The 21,727-nt window shown below is 74.0% G+C and carries 16 protein-coding genes; 6 read left to right on the top strand and 10 right to left on the bottom strand.

Going from position 1 to position 21,727, the window contains the following annotated elements; all coding sequences use genetic code 11:
• Positions 1-12: 12 nt before the first annotated feature.
• From priA to hisD, 7 genes are all read right to left on the bottom strand, one after another.
• Positions 13-732, bottom strand: coding sequence for a bifunctional 1-(5-phosphoribosyl)-5-((5-phosphoribosylamino)methylideneamino)imidazole-4-carboxamide isomerase/phosphoribosylanthranilate isomerase PriA (gene priA / locus HS045_RS25090; protein ID WP_196453940.1), 720 nt, complete (start codon positions 730-732; stop codon positions 13-15).
• A 4-nt stretch (positions 733-736) separates the two neighbouring features.
• Positions 737-1,090 carry a hypothetical protein gene (locus HS045_RS25085; protein WP_196453939.1) on the bottom strand — a complete coding sequence of 118 codons (354 nt, stop codon included), beginning with the start codon at positions 1,088-1,090 and terminating at the stop codon, positions 737-739.
• Positions 1,091-1,159: 69 nt separating this feature from the next.
• Complete coding sequence (gene hisH, locus HS045_RS25080) at positions 1,160-1,795, bottom strand: imidazole glycerol phosphate synthase subunit HisH (RefSeq protein ID WP_196453938.1); 636 nt, start codon at positions 1,793-1,795, stop codon at positions 1,160-1,162.
• Positions 1,796-1,802: 7 nt separating this feature from the next.
• Positions 1,803-1,958 carry a hypothetical protein gene (locus HS045_RS25075; RefSeq protein ID WP_196453937.1) on the bottom strand — a complete coding sequence of 52 codons (156 nt, stop codon included), beginning with the start codon at positions 1,956-1,958 and terminating at the stop codon, positions 1,803-1,805.
• Between the two features lie 6 nt (positions 1,959-1,964).
• The gene (hisB, locus tag HS045_RS25070; RefSeq protein WP_196453936.1) at positions 1,965-2,588 is read right to left on the bottom strand and encodes an imidazoleglycerol-phosphate dehydratase HisB; all 624 of its coding nucleotides are present in this window, start codon (positions 2,586-2,588) and stop codon (positions 1,965-1,967) included.
• On the bottom strand, positions 2,588-3,658 hold the full coding sequence (locus HS045_RS25065; RefSeq protein ID WP_196454459.1) for a histidinol-phosphate transaminase: 1,071 nt from the start codon (positions 3,656-3,658) through the stop codon (positions 2,588-2,590). The genes hisB and HS045_RS25065 overlap by 1 nt, the downstream gene beginning before the upstream one ends.
• 140 nt (positions 3,659-3,798) lie before the next feature.
• Positions 3,799-5,133, bottom strand: coding sequence for a histidinol dehydrogenase (gene hisD, locus HS045_RS25060; protein ID WP_196453935.1), 1,335 nt, complete (start codon positions 5,131-5,133; stop codon positions 3,799-3,801).
• Between the two features lie 112 nt (positions 5,134-5,245).
• Here hisD and ybaK point away from each other — a divergent pair, with 112 nt between their 5' ends.
• Together ybaK and HS045_RS25050 are read left to right on the top strand one after the other, a co-directional pair.
• Positions 5,246-5,746, top strand: a complete 501-nt coding sequence (ybaK, locus tag HS045_RS25055) for a Cys-tRNA(Pro) deacylase (RefSeq protein WP_196453934.1) — start codon at positions 5,246-5,248, stop codon at positions 5,744-5,746.
• Positions 5,746-7,170 carry an amidase gene (locus HS045_RS25050; protein ID WP_196453933.1) on the top strand — a complete coding sequence of 475 codons (1,425 nt, stop codon included), beginning with the start codon at positions 5,746-5,748 and terminating at the stop codon, positions 7,168-7,170. The genes ybaK and HS045_RS25050 overlap by 1 nt, the downstream gene beginning before the upstream one ends.
• A 79-nt stretch (positions 7,171-7,249) precedes the next feature.
• Here HS045_RS25050 and HS045_RS25045 read toward each other — a convergent pair whose 3' ends face one another.
• Positions 7,250-7,810 (bottom strand): hypothetical protein, encoded by a 561-nt coding sequence (locus HS045_RS25045; RefSeq protein WP_196453932.1) that lies wholly within the window; start codon positions 7,808-7,810, stop codon positions 7,250-7,252.
• Positions 7,811-7,927: 117 nt separating this feature from the next.
• Between HS045_RS25045 and murA the strand changes: the two genes are divergently transcribed.
• The 3 genes from murA (at position 7,928) to HS045_RS25030 (ending at position 14,336) form a co-directional block, all read left to right on the top strand.
• Entirely contained in the window at positions 7,928-9,244 is a 1,317-nt protein-coding gene (gene murA / locus HS045_RS25040) for a UDP-N-acetylglucosamine 1-carboxyvinyltransferase (RefSeq protein ID WP_196453931.1), read from the top strand.
• Positions 9,245-9,297: 53 nt separating this feature from the next.
• Positions 9,298-11,634 carry a transglycosylase domain-containing protein gene (locus HS045_RS25035; protein WP_196453930.1) on the top strand — a complete coding sequence of 779 codons (2,337 nt, stop codon included), beginning with the start codon at positions 9,298-9,300 and terminating at the stop codon, positions 11,632-11,634.
• Between the two features lie 185 nt (positions 11,635-11,819).
• Positions 11,820-14,336, top strand: coding sequence for a carboxylate--amine ligase/circularly permuted type 2 ATP-grasp protein (locus tag HS045_RS25030; protein WP_196453929.1), 2,517 nt, complete (start codon positions 11,820-11,822; stop codon positions 14,334-14,336).
• 82 nt (positions 14,337-14,418) lie between these two features.
• Here the strand turns inward: HS045_RS25030 and dnaE are convergent, their stop codons facing one another.
• Entirely contained in the window at positions 14,419-17,940 is a 3,522-nt protein-coding gene (dnaE, locus tag HS045_RS25025; RefSeq protein WP_196453928.1) for a DNA polymerase III subunit alpha, read from the bottom strand.
• A 43-nt stretch (positions 17,941-17,983) separates the two neighbouring features.
• A complete protein-coding gene (locus tag HS045_RS36440; RefSeq protein ID WP_196453927.1) occupies positions 17,984-19,006 on the bottom strand; it encodes a chorismate mutase in 1,023 nt (340 codons plus the stop codon).
• Positions 19,007-19,365: 359 nt separating this feature from the next.
• On the opposite strand from HS045_RS36440, the gene HS045_RS25015 reads away from it, so the two are divergent.
• A complete protein-coding gene (locus tag HS045_RS25015) occupies positions 19,366-21,726 on the top strand; it encodes a serine/threonine-protein kinase (protein ID WP_230884806.1) in 2,361 nt (786 codons plus the stop codon).
• Position 21,727: the final 1 nt, after the last annotated feature.

Below are 21,727 nucleotides of genomic sequence, written 5' to 3'. Positions count from 1 at the left end.
GGGTCCGGGGTCTCAGGAGACGGCGGCCAGGGCTTCCTCCAGGGTGAACGCCCCGGCGTACAGGGCCTTGCCGATGATCGCGCCCTCCACCCCGGCCGGGACCAGCGCCGCCAGGGCGCGCAGGTCGTCGAGGGAGGAGATGCCGCCGCTGGCGACGACCGGCTTGCCGGTGCGGGAGCAGACCTCGCGCAGCAGGTCGAGGTTGGGCCCGGTCAGGGTGCCGTCCTTGGTGACGTCGGTGACGACGTAGCGGGAGCAGCCGTCGGCCTCCAGCCGCTCCAGCACCTCCCACAGGTCGCCGCCCTCCTTGGTCCAGCCGCGGCCGGCCAGGGTGGTGCCGCGCACGTCCAGGCCGATCGCGACGCGGTCGCCGTACTCGGAGATGATCTTCGAGCACCAGGCGGGGTCCTCCAGGGCCGCGGTGCCGATGTTGACGCGGCGGCAACCGGTGGCCAGGGCGAGCTCCAGCGAGACGTCGTCGCGGATGCCGCCGGACATCTCGACCTTGACGTCGACCGCCTTGACCACGGATGCCAGCAGCTCCCGGTTGGAGCCCCGGCCGAACGCCGCGTCCAGGTCGACCAGGTGGATCCACTCGGCCCCCGCCTCCTGCCAGGCGAGCGCGGCCGAGAGCGGATCACCGTAGGACGTCTCGGTTCCGGCCTCGCCCTGGACCAGGCGGACCGCCTGGCCGTCGGCGACGTCCACGGCGGGCAGCAGCTCTAGCGACATCTTTTCAGGACCTCCGGTCGAATACGACGGTGACGAGCACCGGGACGAGCAGCAGGGACAGCAGGAGCACGCCGAGCCTGGCGGCCCACGAGGACCAGATCAGCCATGCGATCACCTGGACGATGAGGAACAGCACCGCCACCACGCCGTTCTGCGTGCGGCGGCGGCGGGCGATGACGCCGCGCTGCCCGGCGATCCGCACCGGCCGGCGCGGCAGCAGCGCGACGGCGGGGGCCGTGACCTTGCCCAGCAGCCGCCGCCGGCGGGCGGTCCGGGCCTGCCGCTCGGCGCGCAGCGCGGCCTGCCGGGCCTGCTCGGCCTCCCGCTCGGCCCGGCGCCGGGCCCGCTCCTTACTCACGACGGCCGCCCCGCCCGACACTCCGCGGAACACCCCGGCGAACGCCCCGCACCGAACCGGGCGAGACGTTCATCCGAGCGTGCCGAGCCAGTTGGCCAGCAGGCGGGCCCCGGCGTCGCCCGACTTCTCGGGGTGGAACTGGGTCGCCGTGAGCGGTCCGTTCTCCACCGCCGCGACGAACGGCACGCCGTGCTCGGCCCAGGTCACCAGCGGGTCGGTGAACCCGGGTCCGGCCTGCAGCTCCCAGGAGCGCACGCCGTAGGAGTGCACGAAGTAGAACCGCTCGTCGGCGTCGACGCCGTCGAACAGCACCGTGCCCTCGGGCGCCTTGACGGTGTTCCAGCCCATGTGCGGCAGGACCGGGGCGTCGAGGCGCTCGACCGTGCCGGGCCACTCGCCGCAGCCGGAGGTGGTCACCCCGTGCTCCACCCCCGTCTCGAACAGGATCTGCATGCCGACGCAGATGCCGAGCACCGGCCGGCCGGCCGACAGGCGGCGGGCGACGATCCGGTCGCCGGCCACCGACGTCAGCCCGGCCATGCAGGCGGCGAACGCGCCGACGCCGGGGACGACCAGGCCGTCGGCCTCCATCGCCGCCGTGTAGTCGGACGTCACCGTGACGTCCGCGCCGACCCGGGCCAGGGCGCGCTCCGCGGAGCGCAGGTTGCCCGAGCCGTAGTCGAGGACCGTGACGTTCTTGCCCATCAGAGCTTCACCACCAGAGCACCGCCGCTGTGGTCGCCAGGGCCGCGAGGGCGGCCAGCAGGAGCGCGCCCTTCTTCAGTCCCTGTTTGAGGAAGGAGACGATGCCGCCCACCAGGAAGAGGGCGACGAAGGCCATCGCAACGGCCGTCCAGTTATCGCTCATCGCCCCTCACAGGACGCCCTTGGTGCTGGGCACCCCGGTGGAGCGCGGGTCCGGCTCGCAGGCCTCGCGCAGCGCCCGCGCGAGCGCCTTGAACTGGGCCTCCACGATGTGGTGGGCGTTGCGGCCGTACGGCACGTGCACGTGCAGACAGATCGCGGCGTGCGCGACGAACGACTCCAGGATGTGCCGGGTCAGCGTCGTGTCGTAGTCCGGGCCGATCATGGGCGCCATGTTCTCCGGCTCGCTGTGCACGAGGTACGGCCGGCCGGACAGGTCCACGGTCACCTGGGCCAGGGACTCGTCCAGCGGGCAGGACGCGCTGCCGAACCGCCGGATGCCCGACTTGTCGCCCAGCGCCTCGCGGAACGCCTCGCCCAGCGCGATGGCGGTGTCCTCGATCGTGTGGTGGGAGTCGATGTGCAGGTCGCCCTCGGTCTTGACGGTGAGGTCGAACAGGCCGTGCTTGCCGAGCTGGTTGAGCATGTGGTCGTAGAAGCCCACGCCGGTGGAGACGTCGACGATCCCGGTGCCGTCGAGGCCGACCTCCACCAGCACCGAGGTCTCCTTGGTGGAGCGCTCGACGCGACCGACACGACCGACGCCGCCGGGGCGGCCTTCGGCAACACTCATCACAGGATCCCTTCCAGGGCGGCGCGGAACGCCGCCATCTCCTCAGCCGTTCCGATGGACACCCTCAGCCACCCGGGCGGACCGACCTCGCGGATCAGCACCCCCCGCTCCAGCAGGCCCTCCCAGACCGCGCGGCGGTCGTCGAAGACGCCGAAGAGCACGAAGTTGGCGTCGGAGTCGGCGACCGTCAGCCCGTGCCCGCGCAGCCACGCCACGGTCGCGTCCCGCTCGGCGCGCAGCGTGTCGACGGTGCCGAGCAGCTCGGCCCGGTGCGCGAGCGCGACGCGCGCCGCCGCCTGGGTGAGCGTGGACAGGTGGTACGGCAGGCGCACCAGCAGCAGCGCCTCGATCACCGCCGGATGGGCGGCGAGGTAGCCGAGCCGGGTGCCCGCCATGGCGAAGGCCTTGGACATGGTCCGGGTGACGATCAGCCGCGGGTGGTCCGGCAGCAGGGTCAGCGCGGACGGCGTGCCGGTGCGGGCGAACTCGACGTAGGCCTCGTCCACCACGACCATGCCGGGCGCCGCCTCGACGATCCGGGCGATCACCGCCGGGTCCAGGGCGGTGCCGGTCGGGTTGTTGGGCGAGGTCAGGAAGACGACGTCGGGCCGGTGCTCCTCGATCGCCGCGACGGCCTTGTCCGGGTCGATCCCGAAGTCGTCCTCGCGCGCCCCGGAGATCCACTCGGTCGAGGCCCCGGTGGTGATGATCGGGTGCATCGAGTAGGACGGCTCGAAGCCCAGCGCACTGCGGCCGGGACCGCCGAAGGCCTGCAGGATCTGCTGGAGCACCTCGTTGGAGCCGTTGGCGGCCCACACCCGCGCCGAGGTCAGGCCGTGGCCGAGGTAGGCGGCCAGGTCCTCGCGCAGGGCGACGGCGTCGCGGTCGGGGTAGCGGTTGAGCTCGCCCGCGCCGCGCCGTACGGCCTCGGCGAGGTCGGCGACCAGGGCGGCGGACGGCCCGTAGGGGTTCTCGTTGGTGTTCAGCCGGACCGGGACGTCGATCTGCGGCGCGCCGTACGGCGTGCGGCCCCGCAGGTCGTCGCGGACGGGCAGGTCGTCCAGCGTCACGCGCGGGCCGTCGCCGGACCTGGTGCCGGGGCCGTCGCCGATCGGCGTGCCGGGCCCCTCCCCGGGCCTCGTGCCGGGCCCCTCCCCGGGCCTCGTGCCGGGGCCGTCGCCGATCGGCGTGCCGGTTTCGTCGTCGGGCCTCATGCGGGGGTCTCCCAGTCGGTGAGCGCGGGCAGCTCGCCCGGGGCGAAGCGGGCGCGGACGGCGGCGCCGTGCGCGGGCAGGTCCTCGGCGTCGGCGAGCACGGACACGTGGGCGGCGGCTCCGGCCAGCGCCTCGCGGTCGTACTCCACCACGTGGATGCCGCGCAGGAAGGTCTGCACCGACAGCCCCGAGGAGTGGCAGGCGCAGCCCCCGGTGGGCAGCACGTGGTTGGAGCCGGCGAGGTAGTCGCCGAGCGAGACCGGCGCGTAGGGGCCGACGAAGACCGCCCCGGCGTTGCGGACCCGGGCGGCGAGCGCGGCGGCGTCGGCCGTGTGGATCTCCAGGTGCTCGGCGGCGTAGGCGTCCACGACGCGCAGGCCCGCCTCCAGGTCGTCGACGAGGAGGATGCCGGACTGGCGGCCGGCCAGGGCCTCGGTGACGCGCTCGGCGTGCTTGGTCGCGGCGACGCGGCCGGGCAGCTCCTTCTCCACGGCGTCGGCCAGCTCGGGCGAGTCGGTGACCAGGACCGCCGCGGCGATCTGGTCGTGCTCGGCCTGGCTGATCAGGTCGGCGGCGACGTGCACCGGGTCGGCGGTGGCGTCGGCGAGGATGGCGATCTCGGTGGGCCCGGCCTCGGAGTCGATGCCGATGCGGCCCTTGAGCAGGCGCTTGGCCGCGGCGACCCAGATGTTGCCGGGGCCGGTCACCATGTCCACCGGGGCGCACTCCTCGGTGCCGTAGGCGAACATCGCCACGGCCTGGGCGCCGCCGACGGCGTAGACCTCCTCGACCCCGAGCAGCGCGCAGGCGGCCAGGATCGCCGGGTGCGGCAGCCCGCCGAACTCCTTCTGCGCGGGCGAGGTGACCGCCAGCGAGGCGACCCCGGCCTCCTGGGCGGGCACCGCGTTCATCACGACGCTGGACGGGTAGACCGCCTGGCCGCCGGGGACGTAGAGGCCCACGCGCCCGACGGGGACCCAGCGCTCGGTGACGGTGCCGCCGGGCACGACCCGGGTGGTGACGTCGGCGCGGCGCTGGTCGCGGTGGACCAGGCGGGCGCGGCGGATGGACTCCTCCAGGGCCGCGCGGACCCGGGGGTCGAGCTCCTCCAGCGCCCGGGCGACCGCCTCGGCGGGCACCCGGGTGGAGCCGAGCTCCACGCCGTCGAACCGGGCCGTCCACTCCCGCACCGCCGCGACCCCGCGATGATGCACGTCCTCGCAGATGGGCCGGACCTTCTCCAGGGCGGCTTCGACGTCGAGTTCGGCACGGGGCAGCACGTGGCGCAGGTCCTCGGGGAGGGCACCGCGCAGGTCGGTACGGGAAATCACCCGTCCAGTCTACGGAGCCCGCGGACCCGCTCCCGTCCGCATTCCAGCATGCGGACGCCCTTTACACTGTAGATTCGAATGTGGATCCCGCCGAGTCGCTACCCTTCCTGCCATGGGCAAGCCGAAGAACGCCAGAGGCCAGGGCACCCCGGCGACGGTGGCGCTGAGCCGGGCCGGAGTGGATTTCGTCCTGCACCCCTACGAGCACGACGCGGGCGCGCAGGCCTACGGCGAGGAGGCCGCCGACGCGCTCGGCGTGTCCTACGACCGCATCTTCAAGACGCTGGTGGCCGAGGTCGACGGCGGCCTGGCGGTCGCGGTGGTACCGGTGGCCGGCAGGCTGGACCTCAAGGCGCTGGCGGCGGCGCTGGGCGGCAAGCGCGCCGCGATGGCCGACGCGGCCAAGGTCGAGCGGGTCACCGGCTACGTGGTGGGCGGGATCAGCCCGCTGGGACAGCGCAGGCCGCTGCCGACCGTGGTCGACTCCTCGGCCCTTTCGTTCGAGACGGTCTACTTCTCCGCCGGGCGGCGCGGCCTGCAGATCGAGACCGCCCCCGCCGCGCTGGTGCGGCTGACGCAGGCGGTCGCGGCCCCCATCGGCAGGAGCGGGTGATGCACTACCTGACCGCCGTCGAGATGCTGGAGCTGCTGCGCTCCCGGCAGGTCAGCGCGGCAGAGCTGCTCGAGGCCCATCTGCGGCGGATCGAGGAGGCCAACCCGGCGGTCAACGCGATCGTCACGCTGGCGGCCGAGCGCGCCCGCGCCGAGGCGCAGGCCGCCGACCGGGACCTGGCGCGCGGGGTCTGGCGCGGGTCGCTGCACGGGCTGCCGGTCGCGCACAAGGACCTGACCGACACCGCGGGGATCCGCACCACGTACGGCTCGCCGATCTTCTCCGGCCACGTGCCCGACCACGACGCGCTGATCGTGCGGCGGATGCGCGGGGCCGGGGCGATCACGGTCGGCAAGACCAACACCCCCGAGTTCGGCACCGGCTCGCACACGGTCAACGAGATCTTCGGCGCCACCCGCAACCCCTACGACCTGTCGCGGTCGGCCGGCGGGAGCAGCGGCGGGGCCGCCGCCGCGCTGGCCTGCGGGATGGTCCCGCTGGCCGACGGCTCCGACATGGGCGGCTCGCTGCGCAACCCGGCCTCGTTCTGCAACGTGGTGGGGCTGCGGCCGACGCCGGGGCGGGTGCCCTCGCCGTCCCCGACGGCCGCCTGGTTCACCCTGGGCGTGTCGGGCCCGATGGCCAGGACCGTCGCCGACCTGACGCTGCTGATGAGCGTGGTGGCCGGGTTCGACCCCGCCTCGCCGCTGTCGGTCGCCGAGAGCGGCGCGGTCTTCACCGAGCCGCTGGACCTGCTGGACCTGACCGGGCTGCGGGTGGCCTGGAGCCCGGACCTGGGCGGCCTGCCGGTGGACGCCGAGACCGCGCGCGTCACCGCGCGGGCCCCGGAGGTGCTGGAGGGGCTGGGCGCGCACGTCGAGCGGGTCGAGCTGGACCTGTCCGACGCCGAGGAGGCGTTCCGCACCTACCGCGCCTGGTACTACCTGCTCTCCTACGGCGACCTGCCGTCCGAGCGGCTGGGGGAGAACGTGCGGTGGAACGTCGAGCGGGGCCGGGAGGTGACCGGGGCGGACCTGGCCCGCGCCGAGCGGCTGCGCAGCGGCCTCTACCAGCGGATGAGCGCGTTCTTCGACGTCTACGACTTCCTGCTCGCGCCGGTCAGCCAGGTGCCGCCGTTCCCGGTGGACGCGCCGTACGTCACGGAGATCGGCGGCGCGCCGCTCCCCGACTACCTGGCCTGGATGCGCTCGGCCTACTGGGTCAGCGTGCTGCACGCCCCGGCCGCCTCGGTGCCGTGCGGGTTCACCTCCGGCGGGCTCCCGGTCGGCGTGCAGATCGTCGGCCGGCCCTTCGCCGACCTGCGGGTGCTCCGGCTGGCCCACGCCTTCGAGCAGGCCACCGGGCACGGGCTGCGCAGGCCGGACCTGCCCCCGGGCGCCCCGGGGACCGCCGAGATCCGCTGAGATCCGCCGAGCGCCGCCGAGCGTCGAGGGCCGCCGGGAACGGTCGGCCCGGAGAACCGCCGAGGGCCGCCGGACGCCGCTACCGCGCCGGTCCGCCGCCGCTGATGTCGTAGGAGGAGATCGGCCCGTAGGGGTCCCTGCCGCCGAAGGGACGGCGCAGCGGCGAGTCCCGGTAGCCCGCCAGGCCCTCCAGCGCGGCGAAGAGCCCGGCGGCCAGCATCGGCCAGGCCACCAGCACCCCCCGCGCGGTCAGCTCCAGCGGCCCGGCGACCACCGGCAGGTTCCGGCCGGAGGCGGCCACGTGCACCGCGCCGAGGTTCACCGCCCCGCCGACCACCGTCGCCAGGTGTCCGGCCAGCAGCCCGCCCGCCGCCAGGCCGAGCACCACGGCCAGCGGCCGGCCCCGGCGCGAGAGGCTGTAGCCCGCGGCGCCGCACACCAGCCCGCACGCGCCGGTGACGACGGCGAACCAGCCGTCGGCGGCGATGAGCGCCTGAGTGGAGGGGTCGGCCAGGACCGGGCCCTGCCCGGTCACGACGTACGGCGGGCGCGGGGCGAGGATCGACCACAGGACGCCGGCGACGACTCCGAGCGCCGCCAGGATCAGCACGGTGACGGCGAAGTCACGCGCGTGGCGCAATCCGCACCTCCCCAGTATGTGACGCTCTGCCCGATGTTACCCAGTCATCCGGGGTCATCCGGAGTCCTCCGGTTGTCTAGACCAAAGCATCGGTTCGAATCCCGTTACCCTGTCCAGGTGAACGAAGAGGTATGGCTGATCGAGCCCTCCGGCCCGCTCCGCGGTGACGTCGAGGTCCGCGGGTCCAAGAACGGCGTCTCCAAGCACATGGTGGCCGCCATGCTGGGGTCCGGCGAGAGCATGATCCAGAACGCCCCCGACGTGGGCGAGGTCGGCATCACCGCGCAGATGCTGCGGGCGCTCGGCATCGAGGTGGAGATCACTCCGCGCGAGATCGTCGTCGCCCCGGGACCCGAGATCAACCCGCACGTGCCGGCGGCGTTCACCGGCCTCAACCGGATCCCCATCCTGATGCTGGGCCCGCTGCTGCACCTGGCCGGCGAGGCGTTCGTGCCGCTGGTCGGCGGCGACCCCATCGGCCGGCGGCCGGTCGACTTCCACGTCGAGGCGCTGCGCGCGATGGGCGCCGAGGTCCAGGTGACCGACACCGGCATCCACGCCAAGGCCAAGCGGCTGCGCGGGACCCGGATCGAGCTGCCGTACCCGAGCGTCGGCGCCACCGAGACGATCCTGATGTCGGCCGTGCTGGCCGAGGGCAAGACCGTGCTCAAGGGCGCGGCCACCGAGCCGGAGGTCGTCGAGCTCGCCCTGTTCCTGCAGCGCATGGGCGCGCTCATCGAGCTCAGCCCGGACCGGCGCATCGTGATCGAGGGCGTGGAGAAGCTGCACGGCGCGTCCACCTGGCTCAACGGCGACCGCATCGAGGCGTTCTCCTACCTGGCGGCCGGCCTGATCACCGGCGGTCAGGTCCGGGTGCACGGCTGCCCGCAGGACCGCCTCGTCACCGCGATCACCACGCTGGCCAGGATGGGCGCCCAGCTGGACATCACCGACGACTACCTGTCGGCCTCGGCGCCCGACGGGCTGCGCGCGGCGGCGGTGCAGACCGACACCCACCCGGGTTTCATGACCGACTGGCAGACCCCGCTGATGGTCCTGTTCACGCAGGCCAAGGGCATGTCGGTGCTGCACGAGACGGTCTTCGAGAACCGGCTGGTCTACGTGCCGGCGCTGCAGAAGATGGGCTGCGAGATCGAGGTCTTCGACGTGTGCCTCGGCGGCCCGGCGTGCCGCTACCACGACACCAACGCCAAGCACTCGGCGGTCGTACGGGGCGTGTCCAAGCTGCGCGGCGCCGACGTGACGCTGCCCGACATCCGGGCCGGCTTCTCCGCCGTCCTGGCCGCCGCCGCCGCGGAGGGGACCTCCACGCTGCGCGGCGTCCACCACATCGAGCGCGGCTACCACCGGCCGTTCGAGCAGTTCGCCTCGCTGGGACTGCAGATCAGTCGAGAGAAGGTGCAGAGCGGGTAAGGATTCACGATCGGGGCGTTTGGGGGTGATCGTCCGATCGCACCTTACTCTCTGTGACATCGCGACGTGACCGGAGAGACGACGACACCAGGCGCGGCCCCGCCGCGTGCCTGTGCGTCCTGGCGGTCTGCGGGCTGCTCGCGGGGCTGCTGACCACGGCGGCGGCGCTGCCCCTGGTCGGCGCCGCGGACCTCGCGACGGAGCAGGCGGCGGGCGTCTTCGCGGAGCTGCCGTCCGGGCCGCGCGAGGACCCGCTCCCGGAACGCACCGTGCTCCTGGACTCCCGCGGCCGCCCGTTCGCCCAGTTCTACACGGAGAACCGGACGGTCGTGGGCCTGGGCGCCGTCGCGCCCGTGATGCGCAAGGCGATCGTGGCCGTCGAGGACGCCCGGTTCTACGAGCACGGCGGCCTGGACGTCAAGGGCACGCTGCGCGCGCTGATCACCAACACCCAGGCGGGCGGGGTGCGGCAGGGCGGCTCCTCCCTCACCCAGCAGCTGGTGAAGAACATCCTGGTCGCCGGCGCCGAGACCGACGCCGAGCTGGACCGGGCCCAGGCGCCGAACCTGCAGCGGAAGATCACCGAGCTGCGGTACGCGCTGGCGCTGGAGAAGAAGTACACCAAGGCGCAGATCCTGGAGCGCTACCTCAACATCGTCTACTTCGGCGCGGGGGCGTTCGGGGTGGAGGCCGCCGCCCGGCGGTTCTTCTCGGTCCCGGCCTCCCGGCTGACCCTGCCGCAGGCGGCGACGCTGGCCGGGGCGGTGCGCACGCCGTACGGGACGGACCCGTCGCTGGGCGAGCGGCAGCGGCGGCGGCTCAAGCAGCGCCGGGACCTGGTGCTCGACCGGATGGCCGAGATCGGGGCCGTCAGCCCGGCCGCGGCCCGCGCGGCCCGCAGGGCCCCGCTGGGCATCCGCCTGCGGCCCGAGCCGGGCGGCTGCGCCGCGAGCGCCTTCCCCTACTTCTGCGTCTACGTCCGTCAGGAGCTGCTGACCAACCCGGTCTTCGGGCACACCCGCGCCGAGCGCGAGCGCCGCCTGGCCACCGGCGGCCTGGTGCTCCGCACCACCCTGGACCCGGTCGCCCAGCGGGCGGCGGAGCGGGCGATCCGCGCGCGGGTCTCCCCCGCCGACACCGAGGTGGCGGCCGAGGCCATGGTCGAGCCGGGCACCGGGCGGATCCGGGCGCTGGCGGCGAGCAAGGGCTACGGCCGCAACCCCGGCGACCGCAGGAACGGCCCCCGCACCACCTTCAACCTGCCCGCCGACGCGGCCCACGGCGGCGGGATGGGCCTGCAGGCCGGCTCCACGTTCAAGGTGTTCACCCTGGCCACCGCGCTGCGCCAGGGCTGGCGGTTCGGCCGGGGCTTCGTGACCCCGGGCCGGTTCGTGCCCCGCCAGGGGTTCACCGACTGCCGGGGCCGGCCGGTCAACGACCCCGGCGCCAGGGTCTTCAACGCCGACGGCGGCGGGCGGGGCGGGGCGTTCAGCCTCTCCAGCGGGACGTGGAAGTCGGTGAACGTCTTCTTCATGATGCTGGAGCGGCGGGTCGGCCTCTGCCCGGTGGTGCGGACCGCCAGGGCGCTGGGCGTCGTCCGGGCGGACGGCGCCCCGCTGCGGGAGGTCCCCACGTTCACCCTCGGGATCAACGAGATGGACCCGCTGACGGTCGCCGGGGCGTACGCCGCGTTCGCCGCGCGGGGCCGCTACTGCCGCCCGACGGCGATCACCGCGATCGTCGACCGCGACGGCGGGCCGGTCGCCGTCCCGCCGGCCTGCCACCAGGCGATCGACCGCGGGGTGGCCGACGCGGTGAACCGCGTGCTGAGCGGGGTGTTCAGCCGGGGCACCATGCGGGGCCAGGGCATCGGCCGCCCGGCGGCGGGCAAGACGGGGACGAACAACGGGTACACCTCGGCCTGGTTCGCGGGCTACACCCCCCAGCTGGCCGCGGCGGTCAGCGTGGGCGACATCCGCGGCTCCTACCGCCACCCGCTGCGGAACGTGGTGATCGGCGGCCGGTACTACGGCAGCGTCCAGGGCGCCTCCCTGCCCGGCCCGATCTGGACGGCCTCCGTGTCCGCCGCGCTGCGGGGCCGGCCGGCCCTCCCCTTCCCCGCCCCGGATCTGAAGCGCTTCGGCGGCGGGAGCATCCCCGGCTACGTCCCGCCGCCGGCCGAGGGCCCCCGGAAGCGGGGCGCGGGGCGCGGGCGGGACCGCGCCGGGACCTGGCAGCCGCCGGAGCGCTCCTGGACGCGCGACCGGGGCCGGCAGCGGCCGGACCGGGCGCGCAGGCGCGACCACGGCTGGCAGCGGCCCGGCCGCGGGTGGCACCTCCCGGAACGGCCGTGGAAGCGCGGCCGGGGCTGGCGCGACCCCGACCGCTGACCCGCCGCCCCGACCACCGCCCCGACCACCGCCCGCGACCGCGGAGGATCGTCCCCGACCGCGGAGGATCGTCCGGCGGGAGGGACCGGACCGTCATGGCGACCGCTCCTGAAGTGCAGAGGCCCGTTTTCTGGGCAAAGGCCGGTCAATCTTCGGTAAGCCTGCGCACTTCAGGAGTGGTCACCATGGCGGGTCTCGCGGAGCCGATCGCGGTCGGCGTCGAGGAGGAGTTCCACGTCGTCGACGCCGGGACCCGGCACCTGGTCCCCCGGGCGCAGGTGCTGCTGGAGCGGTTACCCGAGGACCGCTTCACCCATGAGCTGCAGCGTTCGGTGGTGGAGGCCAACAGCCGGCCCTTCGTCCGCCTGGAGGACCTCGGCCACGACCTGACCGCGCTGCGCCGTACGGTGATCCGCGCCGCCGACGGGGCGGGCCTGGGGATCGCGGCGGCCGGGACCGTGCCGCTGGTGGACCTGGAGGCGCTGAAGATCTCCCCCGATCCGCGCTACGAGCAGATGCTCGCCGACTACCAGCTGCTCACCCGGGAGCAGCTGATCTGCGGGACCCAGGTGCACGCCGAGGTCGCCGACCGGGACCTGGCGGTCGCCGTGGCCCACCGGCTGGCCCCCTGGCTGCCGCCGCTGCTGGCCCTGAGCACCAGCTCGCCGTACTGGGTGGGGTCCGACACCGGCTACGCCGGCTACCGCCCGCTCGTCTGGCAGCGCTGGCCCACCGCCGGGCCGGTGGCCGCCTTCTCCTCCGCCGCGGAGTACGACCGGGTGGTCGACGAACTCGTGCGCTCGGGGGTGATCAGCGATCCCGGCATGGTCTACTTCGACGTCCGGCCCTCGGCCCACGTGCCCACGGTCGAGCTGCGGCTGTGCGACGCCTGCCCCCTGGTGAGCGACATCGTGCTGATCGCGGGGCTGTTCCGCGCGCTGGTGGCCCGGGAGCTGGAGGCGATCGCGGCCGGGACGGGCGGCCGGGTCCGGCTGGAGATGGTGCGCGCCGCGACGTGGCGGGCGGCCCGCTCGGGGCTGGAGGGCGCGCTGGTCGACCCGGCCGACGGGCTGCCCCGGCCGGCCGCCGAGGTGGTGCGGGACATGGTCGCCGGGCTGCGGCCGCAATTGGAGGAGACCGGCGACTGGGAGCTCGTGACCTCCCTGGCCGAGGAGGCGCTGGCGCGGGGCAGCTCCGCGGCCCGCCAGCGCGCCGCCTTCGCCCGCGCCGGCCGGCTCTCCGACGTGGTCGACCTGGTGCTCGCCGAGACCCGTTCGGAGGAGTGGGAGACCGCCTTCGGCGGCCCGTCGCCCCGGATGCGCACCGGCCTGCTCGACGGTTACGCGGCCGTCGGCGACGAGGTGGTCATCGAGGGCACGGTGCGCGAGCCGTACCAGCCGGTCCTGCGGGTCCTCGACCGGCTGGGCGCGCGCGGCCTGCGCGCGCGGGAGGAGCGGCGCGACCGCCACCAGCGCGAGCACGGCATGACCTTCCCGGTCGAGGGCGAGGACGAGCGCCGGATCCTCCCCTTCGACCTGGTCCCGCGGCTGGTCCCGCCCGCCGAGTGGGAGGGCCTGCGGCGGGCCCTGCCGCAGCGGGTGCGCGCCCTGGAGGCGTTCCTGCACGACGTGTACGGCGAGCGCCGCGTCATCGCCGACGGCGTGCTCCCCGCCTGGGTGGTCGAGGAGTCCCCCGGCTACCGGGAGGCCGGGCGGCGGGTGCCGCGCGAGGCCGTGCGCTGCGCCGTGGCCGGGCTGGACCTGGTCCGCGACGAGGTGGGCCGCTGGACGGTGCTGGAGGACAACCTGCGGGTGCCCTCCGGCCTCGGCTACGCCGTCGCCAACCGGCGGCTGACGGCCGAGGTCCTGCCCGAGCTCGTCCCCGGACCGGGGTTCGCCGACCCGGCCGGCGCGCTGCGCCTGCTGCGGGAGACGCTGGAGGCGGCCGGCGGGGGCGGTTCGCCGTCCCTGGCCGTGGTCTCCGCCGGACCGGGCGACTCCGCCTTCTACGAGCACCGGATGCTCGCCGAGGAACTGGGGGCGGTCCTGGTCGGCCCGGCCGACCTGGAGGTCCGCGACGGGCGCGTGGCGGCGGCCGGCCGCCCGGTCGACGTGCTCTACCGCCGCATCGACACCGACGAGCTGCTGGCCGCTCCCGCCGGGGAGGCGATCCTGGACGCGGTGGAGCGCTCGGCGCTGGTCCTGGCCAACGCGCCGGGCAACGGCGTCGCCGACGACAAGTCCCTGTACCGGTACGTGCCCCGGCTCATCGAGTACTACCTGGGCGAGCAGCCGCTCATCGGCAACGTCACCACCTACCTGTGCCGGGACCCCGAGGACCGCCGGGAGGTGCTGGACCGGCTGGCCGAGCTGGTCGTCAAGCCGGTCGACGGGTTCGGCGGACAGGGGGTGGTGATCGGCCCCGACGCCTCCCCGCGGGAGCTGCGCGAGGTCCGCGGGCGGATCCTCGCCGACCCCGACCGGTGGGTCGCCCAGGAGACGGTCCGCCTCTCCACCCACCCGGTCTTCGACGGGGAGCGGCTGAGCCCGCGCGTGGTGGACCTGCGGGCCTTCGTCTGCCTCGGCGAGACGGCGCAGGTGCCCCCGGCGGCGCTGACCCGCGTCGCCCCGGCCGACAGCATGATCGTCAACTCCTCGCAGGGCGGGGGCGCCAAGGACACCTGGCTTCCGGAGGGGGAGTGACGCGCGGGCCGGGCCGGGCGGGGCGGCGCGGGCCGGCGCCGCCCGAGCGGCCGTCGAGGTCGTCCGCCGGTCCGGCGGCGGCTCACGCCCCCAGGCAGGCCGGGCCCAGCAGCTGCTTGAGGTCGCCCATCAGGGCCGGGGACGGCGCGACGCGCAGGCGGTCGTCCAGGCGCATCACCGTGGTCCGCGGGCCGTTGTGGATCTGCAGGCGGACCTCGGTGGTGCCGGGATGGGTGGTCAGGACCTCCTTGAGGCGGCCGACCACCGGGGGCGTGCAGCGGTTCAGCGGCATGCTCACCAGCAGCGGCCCGCCCGCCTCGGTGGTCAGGTCGGGCGCCGTCACCTCCATCGCGATGATCTTCCCGACGTCCTCGCGCTTGTCCAGGCGGCCCTTGACGAAGACGATGGCGTCCTCGGCCAGGATCGTCGAGCAGAGCTGGTAGGCCGACGGGAAGATCATCACCTCGATGGCGCCCTCCAGGTCCTCCAGCATGGTCAGGACCCAGGTGTCGCCCTTCTTGGTGACCTTGCGCTGGACGCCGGAGAGGATGCCGCCGACCGTCACGATCTGGCCGTCGGGGCGGCCGTCGTCCTGGAGCGCGGCGACCGAGCAGTCGGCGCCGGCGGCGAGGATGTGCTCGACGCCGAAGAGCGGGTGGTCGGAGACGTACAGGCCGAGCATCTCCCGCTCGAACGCCAGCAGGGTGGTCTTGTCCCACTCCCCCGGCGGGATCTGCACGTCGAAGGTCTGGTCCTCGGCCCCGTCCACCGCGCCGAACAGCGAGTCCTGCCCGATCGCCTCGTTCTTCTTGATGTCGATGATCGCGTCCACCGCCTGCTCGTGGACCATCACCAGGCCCTTGCGGACGTGGCCGAAGGAGTCGAACGCGCCGGCCTTGATCAGCGACTCGATCACCCGCTTGTTGCAGACGATCGCCGGGACCTTGCGCAGGAAGTCCTTGAAGTCGGTGAAGCGGCCCTTCTCCCTGCGCGCGGAGATGATCCCGTCGACGACGTTGCCGCCGACGTTGCGGATGGCCGACAGGCCGAAGCGCACGTCGGTGCCGCGCGGGGTGAAGTCGAAGTCGGAGTCGTTGACGTCCGGCGGGAGCACCGTGATGCCCATGCGGCGGCACTCGTTGAGGTAGAGCGCCGACTTGTCCTTGTCGTCCTTGACCGAGGTGAGCAGCGCGGCCATGTACTCGGCCGGGTAGTTGGCCTTGAGGTAGGCGGTCCAGTAGGAGACCAGGCCGTAGCCGGCGGTGTGGGCCTTGTTGAAGGCGTAGTCGGAGAACGGCAGCAGGATGTCCCACAGGGCCTTGATGGCCGCGGCGGAGAAGCCGTTGTCCTTCATGCCCTTCTCGAAGAACTCGAACTGCTTGTCCAGTTCGGACTTCTTCTTCTTGCCCATCGCGCGGCGGAGCAGGTCGGCGCCGCCGAGGGAGTAGTTGGCGACCTTCTGCGCGATCGCCATGACCTGCTCCTGATAGACGATCAGGCCGTGGGTCGTGTCGAGGATCTCCCGGAGCGGCTCCTCCAGCTCGGGGTGGATCGGGGTGATCTCCTGCTGGCCGTTCTTGCGCATCGCGTAGTTGGTGTGGGAGTTGGCCCCCATCGGACCGGGCCGGTAGAGCGCGAGCGCCGCGGAGATGTCCTCGAAGTTGTCGGGGCGCATCAGGCGCAGCAGCGAGCGCATGCCGCCGCCGTCGAGCTGGAAGATGCCGAGCGTGTCGCCCCGCGAGAGCAGCTCGTAGGTCTTGGCGTCGTCCAGGGGCAGGTCCAGCAGCTCGATCATGGTGCCGGTGTTGGCCTCGATGGCCTTCAGGCAGTCGTCGATGATCGTCAGGTTGCGCAGGCCCAGGAAGTCCATCTTCAGCAGGCCGAGCGTCTCGCAGGTCGGGTAGTCGAACTGCGTGATGATCGCGCCGTCGGAGTCGCGGCGCATGATCGGGATGTAGTCGGTCAGCACCTCCGAGGACATGATGACGCCGGCGGCGTGCACGCCGGTCTGCCGGATCAGGCCCTCCAGGCCCCTGCCGAGGTCGATGGCCGCCTTGACGTCGACGTCCTCGTCGTACAGCTTGCGCAGCTCGCCGGCCTCGTTGAACCGCGGGTGGTCCTTGTCGAAGATGCCCGAGAGCGGGATGTCCTTGCCCATCACCGCCGGCGGGAACGCCTTGGAGACCTTGTCGCCCAGCGCGTACGGGTAGCCCAGGACGCGGGCCGCGTCCTTGATGGCCGCCTTCGCCTTGATGGTGCCGAAGGTGGCGATCATGGCGACCTTGTCGGCGCCCCACTTCTCGGTCACGTAGCGGATCACGTCGCCGCGCCGGCGCTCGTCGAAGTCGATGTCGACGTCGGGCATGGAGACGCGCTCGGGGTTGAGGAAGCGCTCGAAGATCAGGCCGTGCGGGATGGGGTCGAGGTCGGTGATGCCCAGGGCGTAGGCGACCAGGGAGCCCGCCGCCGAGCCCCGGCCCGGCCCCACCCGGATGCCGTTGCGCTTGGCCCACATGATGAAGTCGGCGACCACGAGGAAGTAGGACGGGAACCCCATCTGGACGATGACGGCCAGTTCCTTCTCGACCCAGGCCCGGTGCTCGTCGTCGACGCCGCCGGGGAAGCGGCGCTTCATGCCCTCCCAGACCTCCTGGCGGAAGAACTCCTCCTCCGTCATGCCGTCCGGGATCGGGAAGGTCGGCATCAGGTTCTTGAACCCGAACATGCCCTCCGGCTCGACCTTCTCGGCCACCAGCAGCGTGTTGCGGCAGCCCTCGGCCCACAGGTCGGAGGAGTCGACGGCGCGCATCTCGTCGGCGGTCTTGATGTAGTAGCCGCTGCCGTCGAAGCGGAACCGGTCGGGATCGGACAGCTGCTTGCCGGTCTGGATGCACAGCAGCGCGTCGTGGGAGGTCGCGTCCGACTCGTAGGTGTAGTGCGAGTCGTTGGTGACCAGCGGCGGGATGCCGAGCTCCGTGGAGATGCGGGTGAGCCCGTCGCGGACCCGGCGCTCGATCTCCAGGCCGTGGTCCATGATCTCCAGGAAGTAGTTCTCCCTGCCGAACAGCTCCTGGTACTTCGCGGCGGCGGCCAGGGCCTCGTCGTACTGGCCCAGGCGCAGGCGGGTCTGCACCTCGCCCGACGGGCAGCCGGTCGTGGCCATCAGGCCCTCGGCGTGCTCGGCGAGGATCTCGGCGTCCATCCGGGCCCACTTGCGGACGAAGCCCTCGGTGTAGGCGCGGGAGCTGAGCTTCATGAGGTTCTTCAGGCCGCGCTCGTTGCGCGCCCAGATCGTCATGTGGGTGTAGTAGCCGCCCGCCGAGACGTCGTCCTTCTTCTGGTGCGGCTCGCCCCACAGCACCGGCTTCTTCTGGTGCCGGGAGGCGGGGGCGACGTAGGCCTCGATGCCGATGATCGGCTTGATCCCCGCCCCGGTGGCCTGCTTGTAGAAGTCGTACGCGCCGTGCATGTTGCCGTGGTCGGTGATCGCGATGGCGGGCATGCCCAGATCGCCGACCTGCTTGAACATCTGCTTCAGACGGGCGGCTCCATCGAGCATGGAGTACTCCGTGTGAACATGAAGGTGCACGAACGAGTCTGACATGCGGCCCCGCCTCTCCCCTTGTCCCGCGTCGGCGAAGGGAAGCTTACGCGCGTCCGGCCGGCCCCGGGGCGCTCCGCCCGCGGTCCTGCCCGCCGGCCGCCCCGCCGTACCGCCCCCCGCCGCGGCGCTCCTCGGCCAGGTGCAGCCCGGCCTCGATCACGGCCTTCATGATGGGCGCCAGGCGCGCCTCGCCCAGGGACGGGGCCCACCGGGCCATCTCCGCCACCAGGCGGCGCTCCCGCTCCGGGTCGCGTCCGGCGAACCCGCCGACCGGCTTGAGCCGCTGGATCGTCCCGGCGAGCTCGGCCCGGCGCTCCAGCAGCACCGCCAGGGCCGCGTCGACGCGGTCGATGGCGCTCCGGGCGTCCGGCACGGAGGCGGGTTCCTCCCTGCGGGTCAGCGCGCCGACGATCCGCACCGCCTCCTGGGCGGCGGCGGTGGCCTCCCGCGGCGGGTCCGGGGAGAGCAGCAGCCCGTCGGCCCCGGCCGCGACCGCGGCGGCGGCCAGCGCCGGATCGTCGCCCAGCCCCGCCAGGACCGGGCGGCCGGACCGCTCCCGGGCCTCGCGCAGCAGGGCCAGGTCGGGAGCCGCCGCAGGGCCCGGCCGCCCGCGCCCGCCGCCCTCGCAGAGCACGATCCGGTCCCCGGCGTCGGCGGCGCAGTAGTCGGCGACGGCCAACCACTCCTCCACGGACGTCGGACCGCGCTGGACGATCACCGGCAGTCCGAGCCGGGAGACCCCCCTGACCAGCCGGAGGTCGCGCGTCCAGGCCGCCCCGACCACGACGCCGTCGGCCCCGGCGGCGATCTGCGGCAGGTCGTCGGCGCAGGCCGGCTCCACCAGAACCGGCCCGGACCAGCGGGCGCGGACCTCGGCCAGGGCCTCGGCGGCGGTGCCGGCGGCGGGCCCGCCCCGGCGCCCGCGCAGGTCGATCCAGCGCGCGTCCGCGCCGGGCCCGCCGATCACCACGGCCGGGCCGGCGCCCAGCACGAGGGCCCCCAGGCGTACGGCTGCGCGCTCCGCGCGTGCGGTCGGTTGTGCGGTCGGTTGTGCGGTCAACGACATCTCGGCTCCCCGATGCTCAAGCCGGCGCGCGTCCCGCGGGCCGGCGAGGTGCAAGAAACGAAAAAGGCAGAGACGGGTCGTCTCTGCCTGCGCCGGCTCAGGAGGGTCGCTGGGTCACGCGTCGGGCGACCGGCTCTCCGGAGCCGGCCTGATAAACGCGGAACAGCGGTTCATACCGACGAGTTTAGGCCACCTCCGTCCGATTCGCCACAGGACGGGACGGCCGTCTCGGATGGCGGACACATCACGCGCCGGTCCGGCCCTCCCGGCAGGTAGGGCACTACAGCCGCGCGGAGGGTCGGGGCGGATCCCCGTTTATGGGAGGATCTTCTCCACTGTGAGGGAGGTCAACGCGGGTGATGCAGTCGGAGGGGAACCAGGAAGGGCGACGCGTCGCCGGCCGCTACCATCTCCTGGAGCCCATCGGGCGCGGCGGGATGGGCACGGTCTGGAAGGCGCACGACGAGCTCCTCGACCGGACCGTCGCCATCAAGGAGGTCCGCTACTCCGCCGCCCTCGGTGAGGACGTCCAGACGCTCAACCAGCGGCTCCTGCGGGAGGCCCGCGCGGCGGCCCGGCTGACCCACCCGAACGTCGTGGTGGTCTACGACGTCATCGAGGAGAACGCGCAGCCCTGGATCGTCATGCAGCTCGTGCCGTCCCGCTCGCTGGGCCAGGTGCTGCGCGAGGACGGGCCGCTGCCCCCCCGGCGGGTCGCCGAGATCGGGCTGGCCCTGCTGGGGGCCCTGCAGAGCGCGCACGACGCCGGGGTGCTGCACCGCGACGTCAAACCGGAGAACGTCCTGCTCGCCCCGAACGGCAGGGTCGTGCTCACCGACTTCGGCATCGCCAAGCTCGACTCGGAGAGCACGCTGACCATGACCGGCGTGGCGGGCACCCCCGCGTTCATCGCGCCGGAGCGGCTGCGCGGCCTGCCCGCCCGCCGGGAGTCCGACCTGTGGTCGCTCGGCGCGACGCTGTACGCGGCCGTGGAGGGCAGGTCCCCGCACGACCGCAAGATGCCGCTGGCCACCATGCACTCGGTCATGACCGACCCGCCCGACCCGGCGCGCAACGCCGGCCCGCTGCTGCCGGTGCTGGAGGGACTGCTCCGCAAGGAGCCCGTCCAGCGGCTCACCTACGCCGAGGCCTCCGCCATGCTGCGGAAGGTCACCGAGGGCCGCTCCCCCACGCAGCCGTGGCTGATCCGCCCCGCCGCCTCCTCCTCGTCCTCCCCGGCGGGCGCCGCTCCCGCCGGGGACGGCCCGCCCGCGCCTCCCGAGCGGCGCAAGCCCTACGGGACCCCGGCGCCCCGCCCGCCCGCGACGCCGCCTCCGCCCGCCCGGCCCGCCGGGGGCCCGGCCGTGCCGCCCGCCCGCGAGCGACCCGTCACCCCGCCCGAGCGGGAGGGACCCGTCCCGCCGCCCGGCGGCGGCCGTACGGACGCTCCCGCGCCGCGGGGGACGCCGTCCCGGGAGCAGGGGGACGCCGAGAAGGACGCCGCCGAGCGTGCGGCGCCCGCGCAGCAGCGGGAGGCGGGAGCCGTGTCCGCGAGCGCCGCCGCGGTGATCCCGCAGACCGGGCAGGTCGTGCCGCCGTCCGCCGCCGGGGCCGCGTCCTCCGCCCGGGACGCCGCGAGCCCCGCCGCCGGCCCCGCCGAGGGCCCCGCTCCCGCCGGGGGCGGGGCGCCCGCCGTCCCCCCGGCCCCCGCGGCCGACTCCGGCGACGCGCCCCCGTCCGGCGACGCCGCCCAGGAGGCTCCGGCGGCCTCCGGCGACCCGTCCGCCGCCTCCGAGCCCCCGTCCCCGTCCCCGTCCCCGGACATCAGGAAGTACGTCAGGAGCCTGGTCCCCGAAGAGTCCGCCGACTCCGGGCCGCCGGCCGTACCCGCGCCCGCGCCCCGGCCTGAGCCGGTCCGGGAGGCCGACCCCGCCGACCAGGAGCGGACGCGGCTGGGAACCGGCGCGTTCGCCGGGGGCACCGGCCTCACCGCGCCCCCGGGGATCCGGCGCGCCCTGCCGATCGTGGTGGGCGCCCTGGTCCTCGTGGGCGGCGTGGGCGTCTGGATCGGCATGAACAGCGGTGACGACGGCGGCGCGGCCGGGCGGAGCCGGCCGAGCGCGTCCGCGCCCGCCGGAAGCCCCACCGAGCCCGGAGGATCGGGCGAGTCCGGCGAGCCCGGCGGCGGGGACTCCTCGCAGACCCCGTCCTCTCCCACGCCCTCCCCGTCGAAGAGCGAGAAGACCGAGGAGAAGGAGAAGAAGAAGGACGGGTCGAAGCTCCCCTCCGGCTGGCGCATGCACAAGGACCCCAACGGGTTCTCGGTCGGCCTGCCCAAGGGCTGGAAGGTCGAGAGGCGGCAGGGCACCCAGGTGCGGTTCCGCGGTCCCGACGACCGCAGGAGCTATCTCATGATCGAGTACACCGACAGCCCGGGGCCCGACTCGAAGAAGGACTGGGACGTGTACGAGCCCCAGGCCCGCGGCGGATTCCCCGGCTACAAGCGCATCCGGATCGAGAAGGTCGACTACATGGAGGACGCCGCCGACTGGGAGTTCACCTGGGAGCCGGGTTACGGCAAGGTCCGCGTGCTCAACCGGGGGTTCATCACCAAGGGCGGCCGAGGGTACGCGATCTACTGGCACACCCCCGCCTCGAAGTGGAAGAAGAACCTGAAGCTGTTCGAGGGCTTCGCGGCGACCTTCTCGTCGAAAAAGTGAA

Source organism: Planomonospora sp. ID82291 (genome assembly GCF_015711645.1).
Taxonomy (GTDB): domain Bacteria; phylum Actinomycetota; class Actinomycetes; order Streptosporangiales; family Streptosporangiaceae; genus Planomonospora.
Note: the sequence above shows the minus strand (reverse complement) of the source record. Positions and strands in the feature narration are given on the sequence as shown.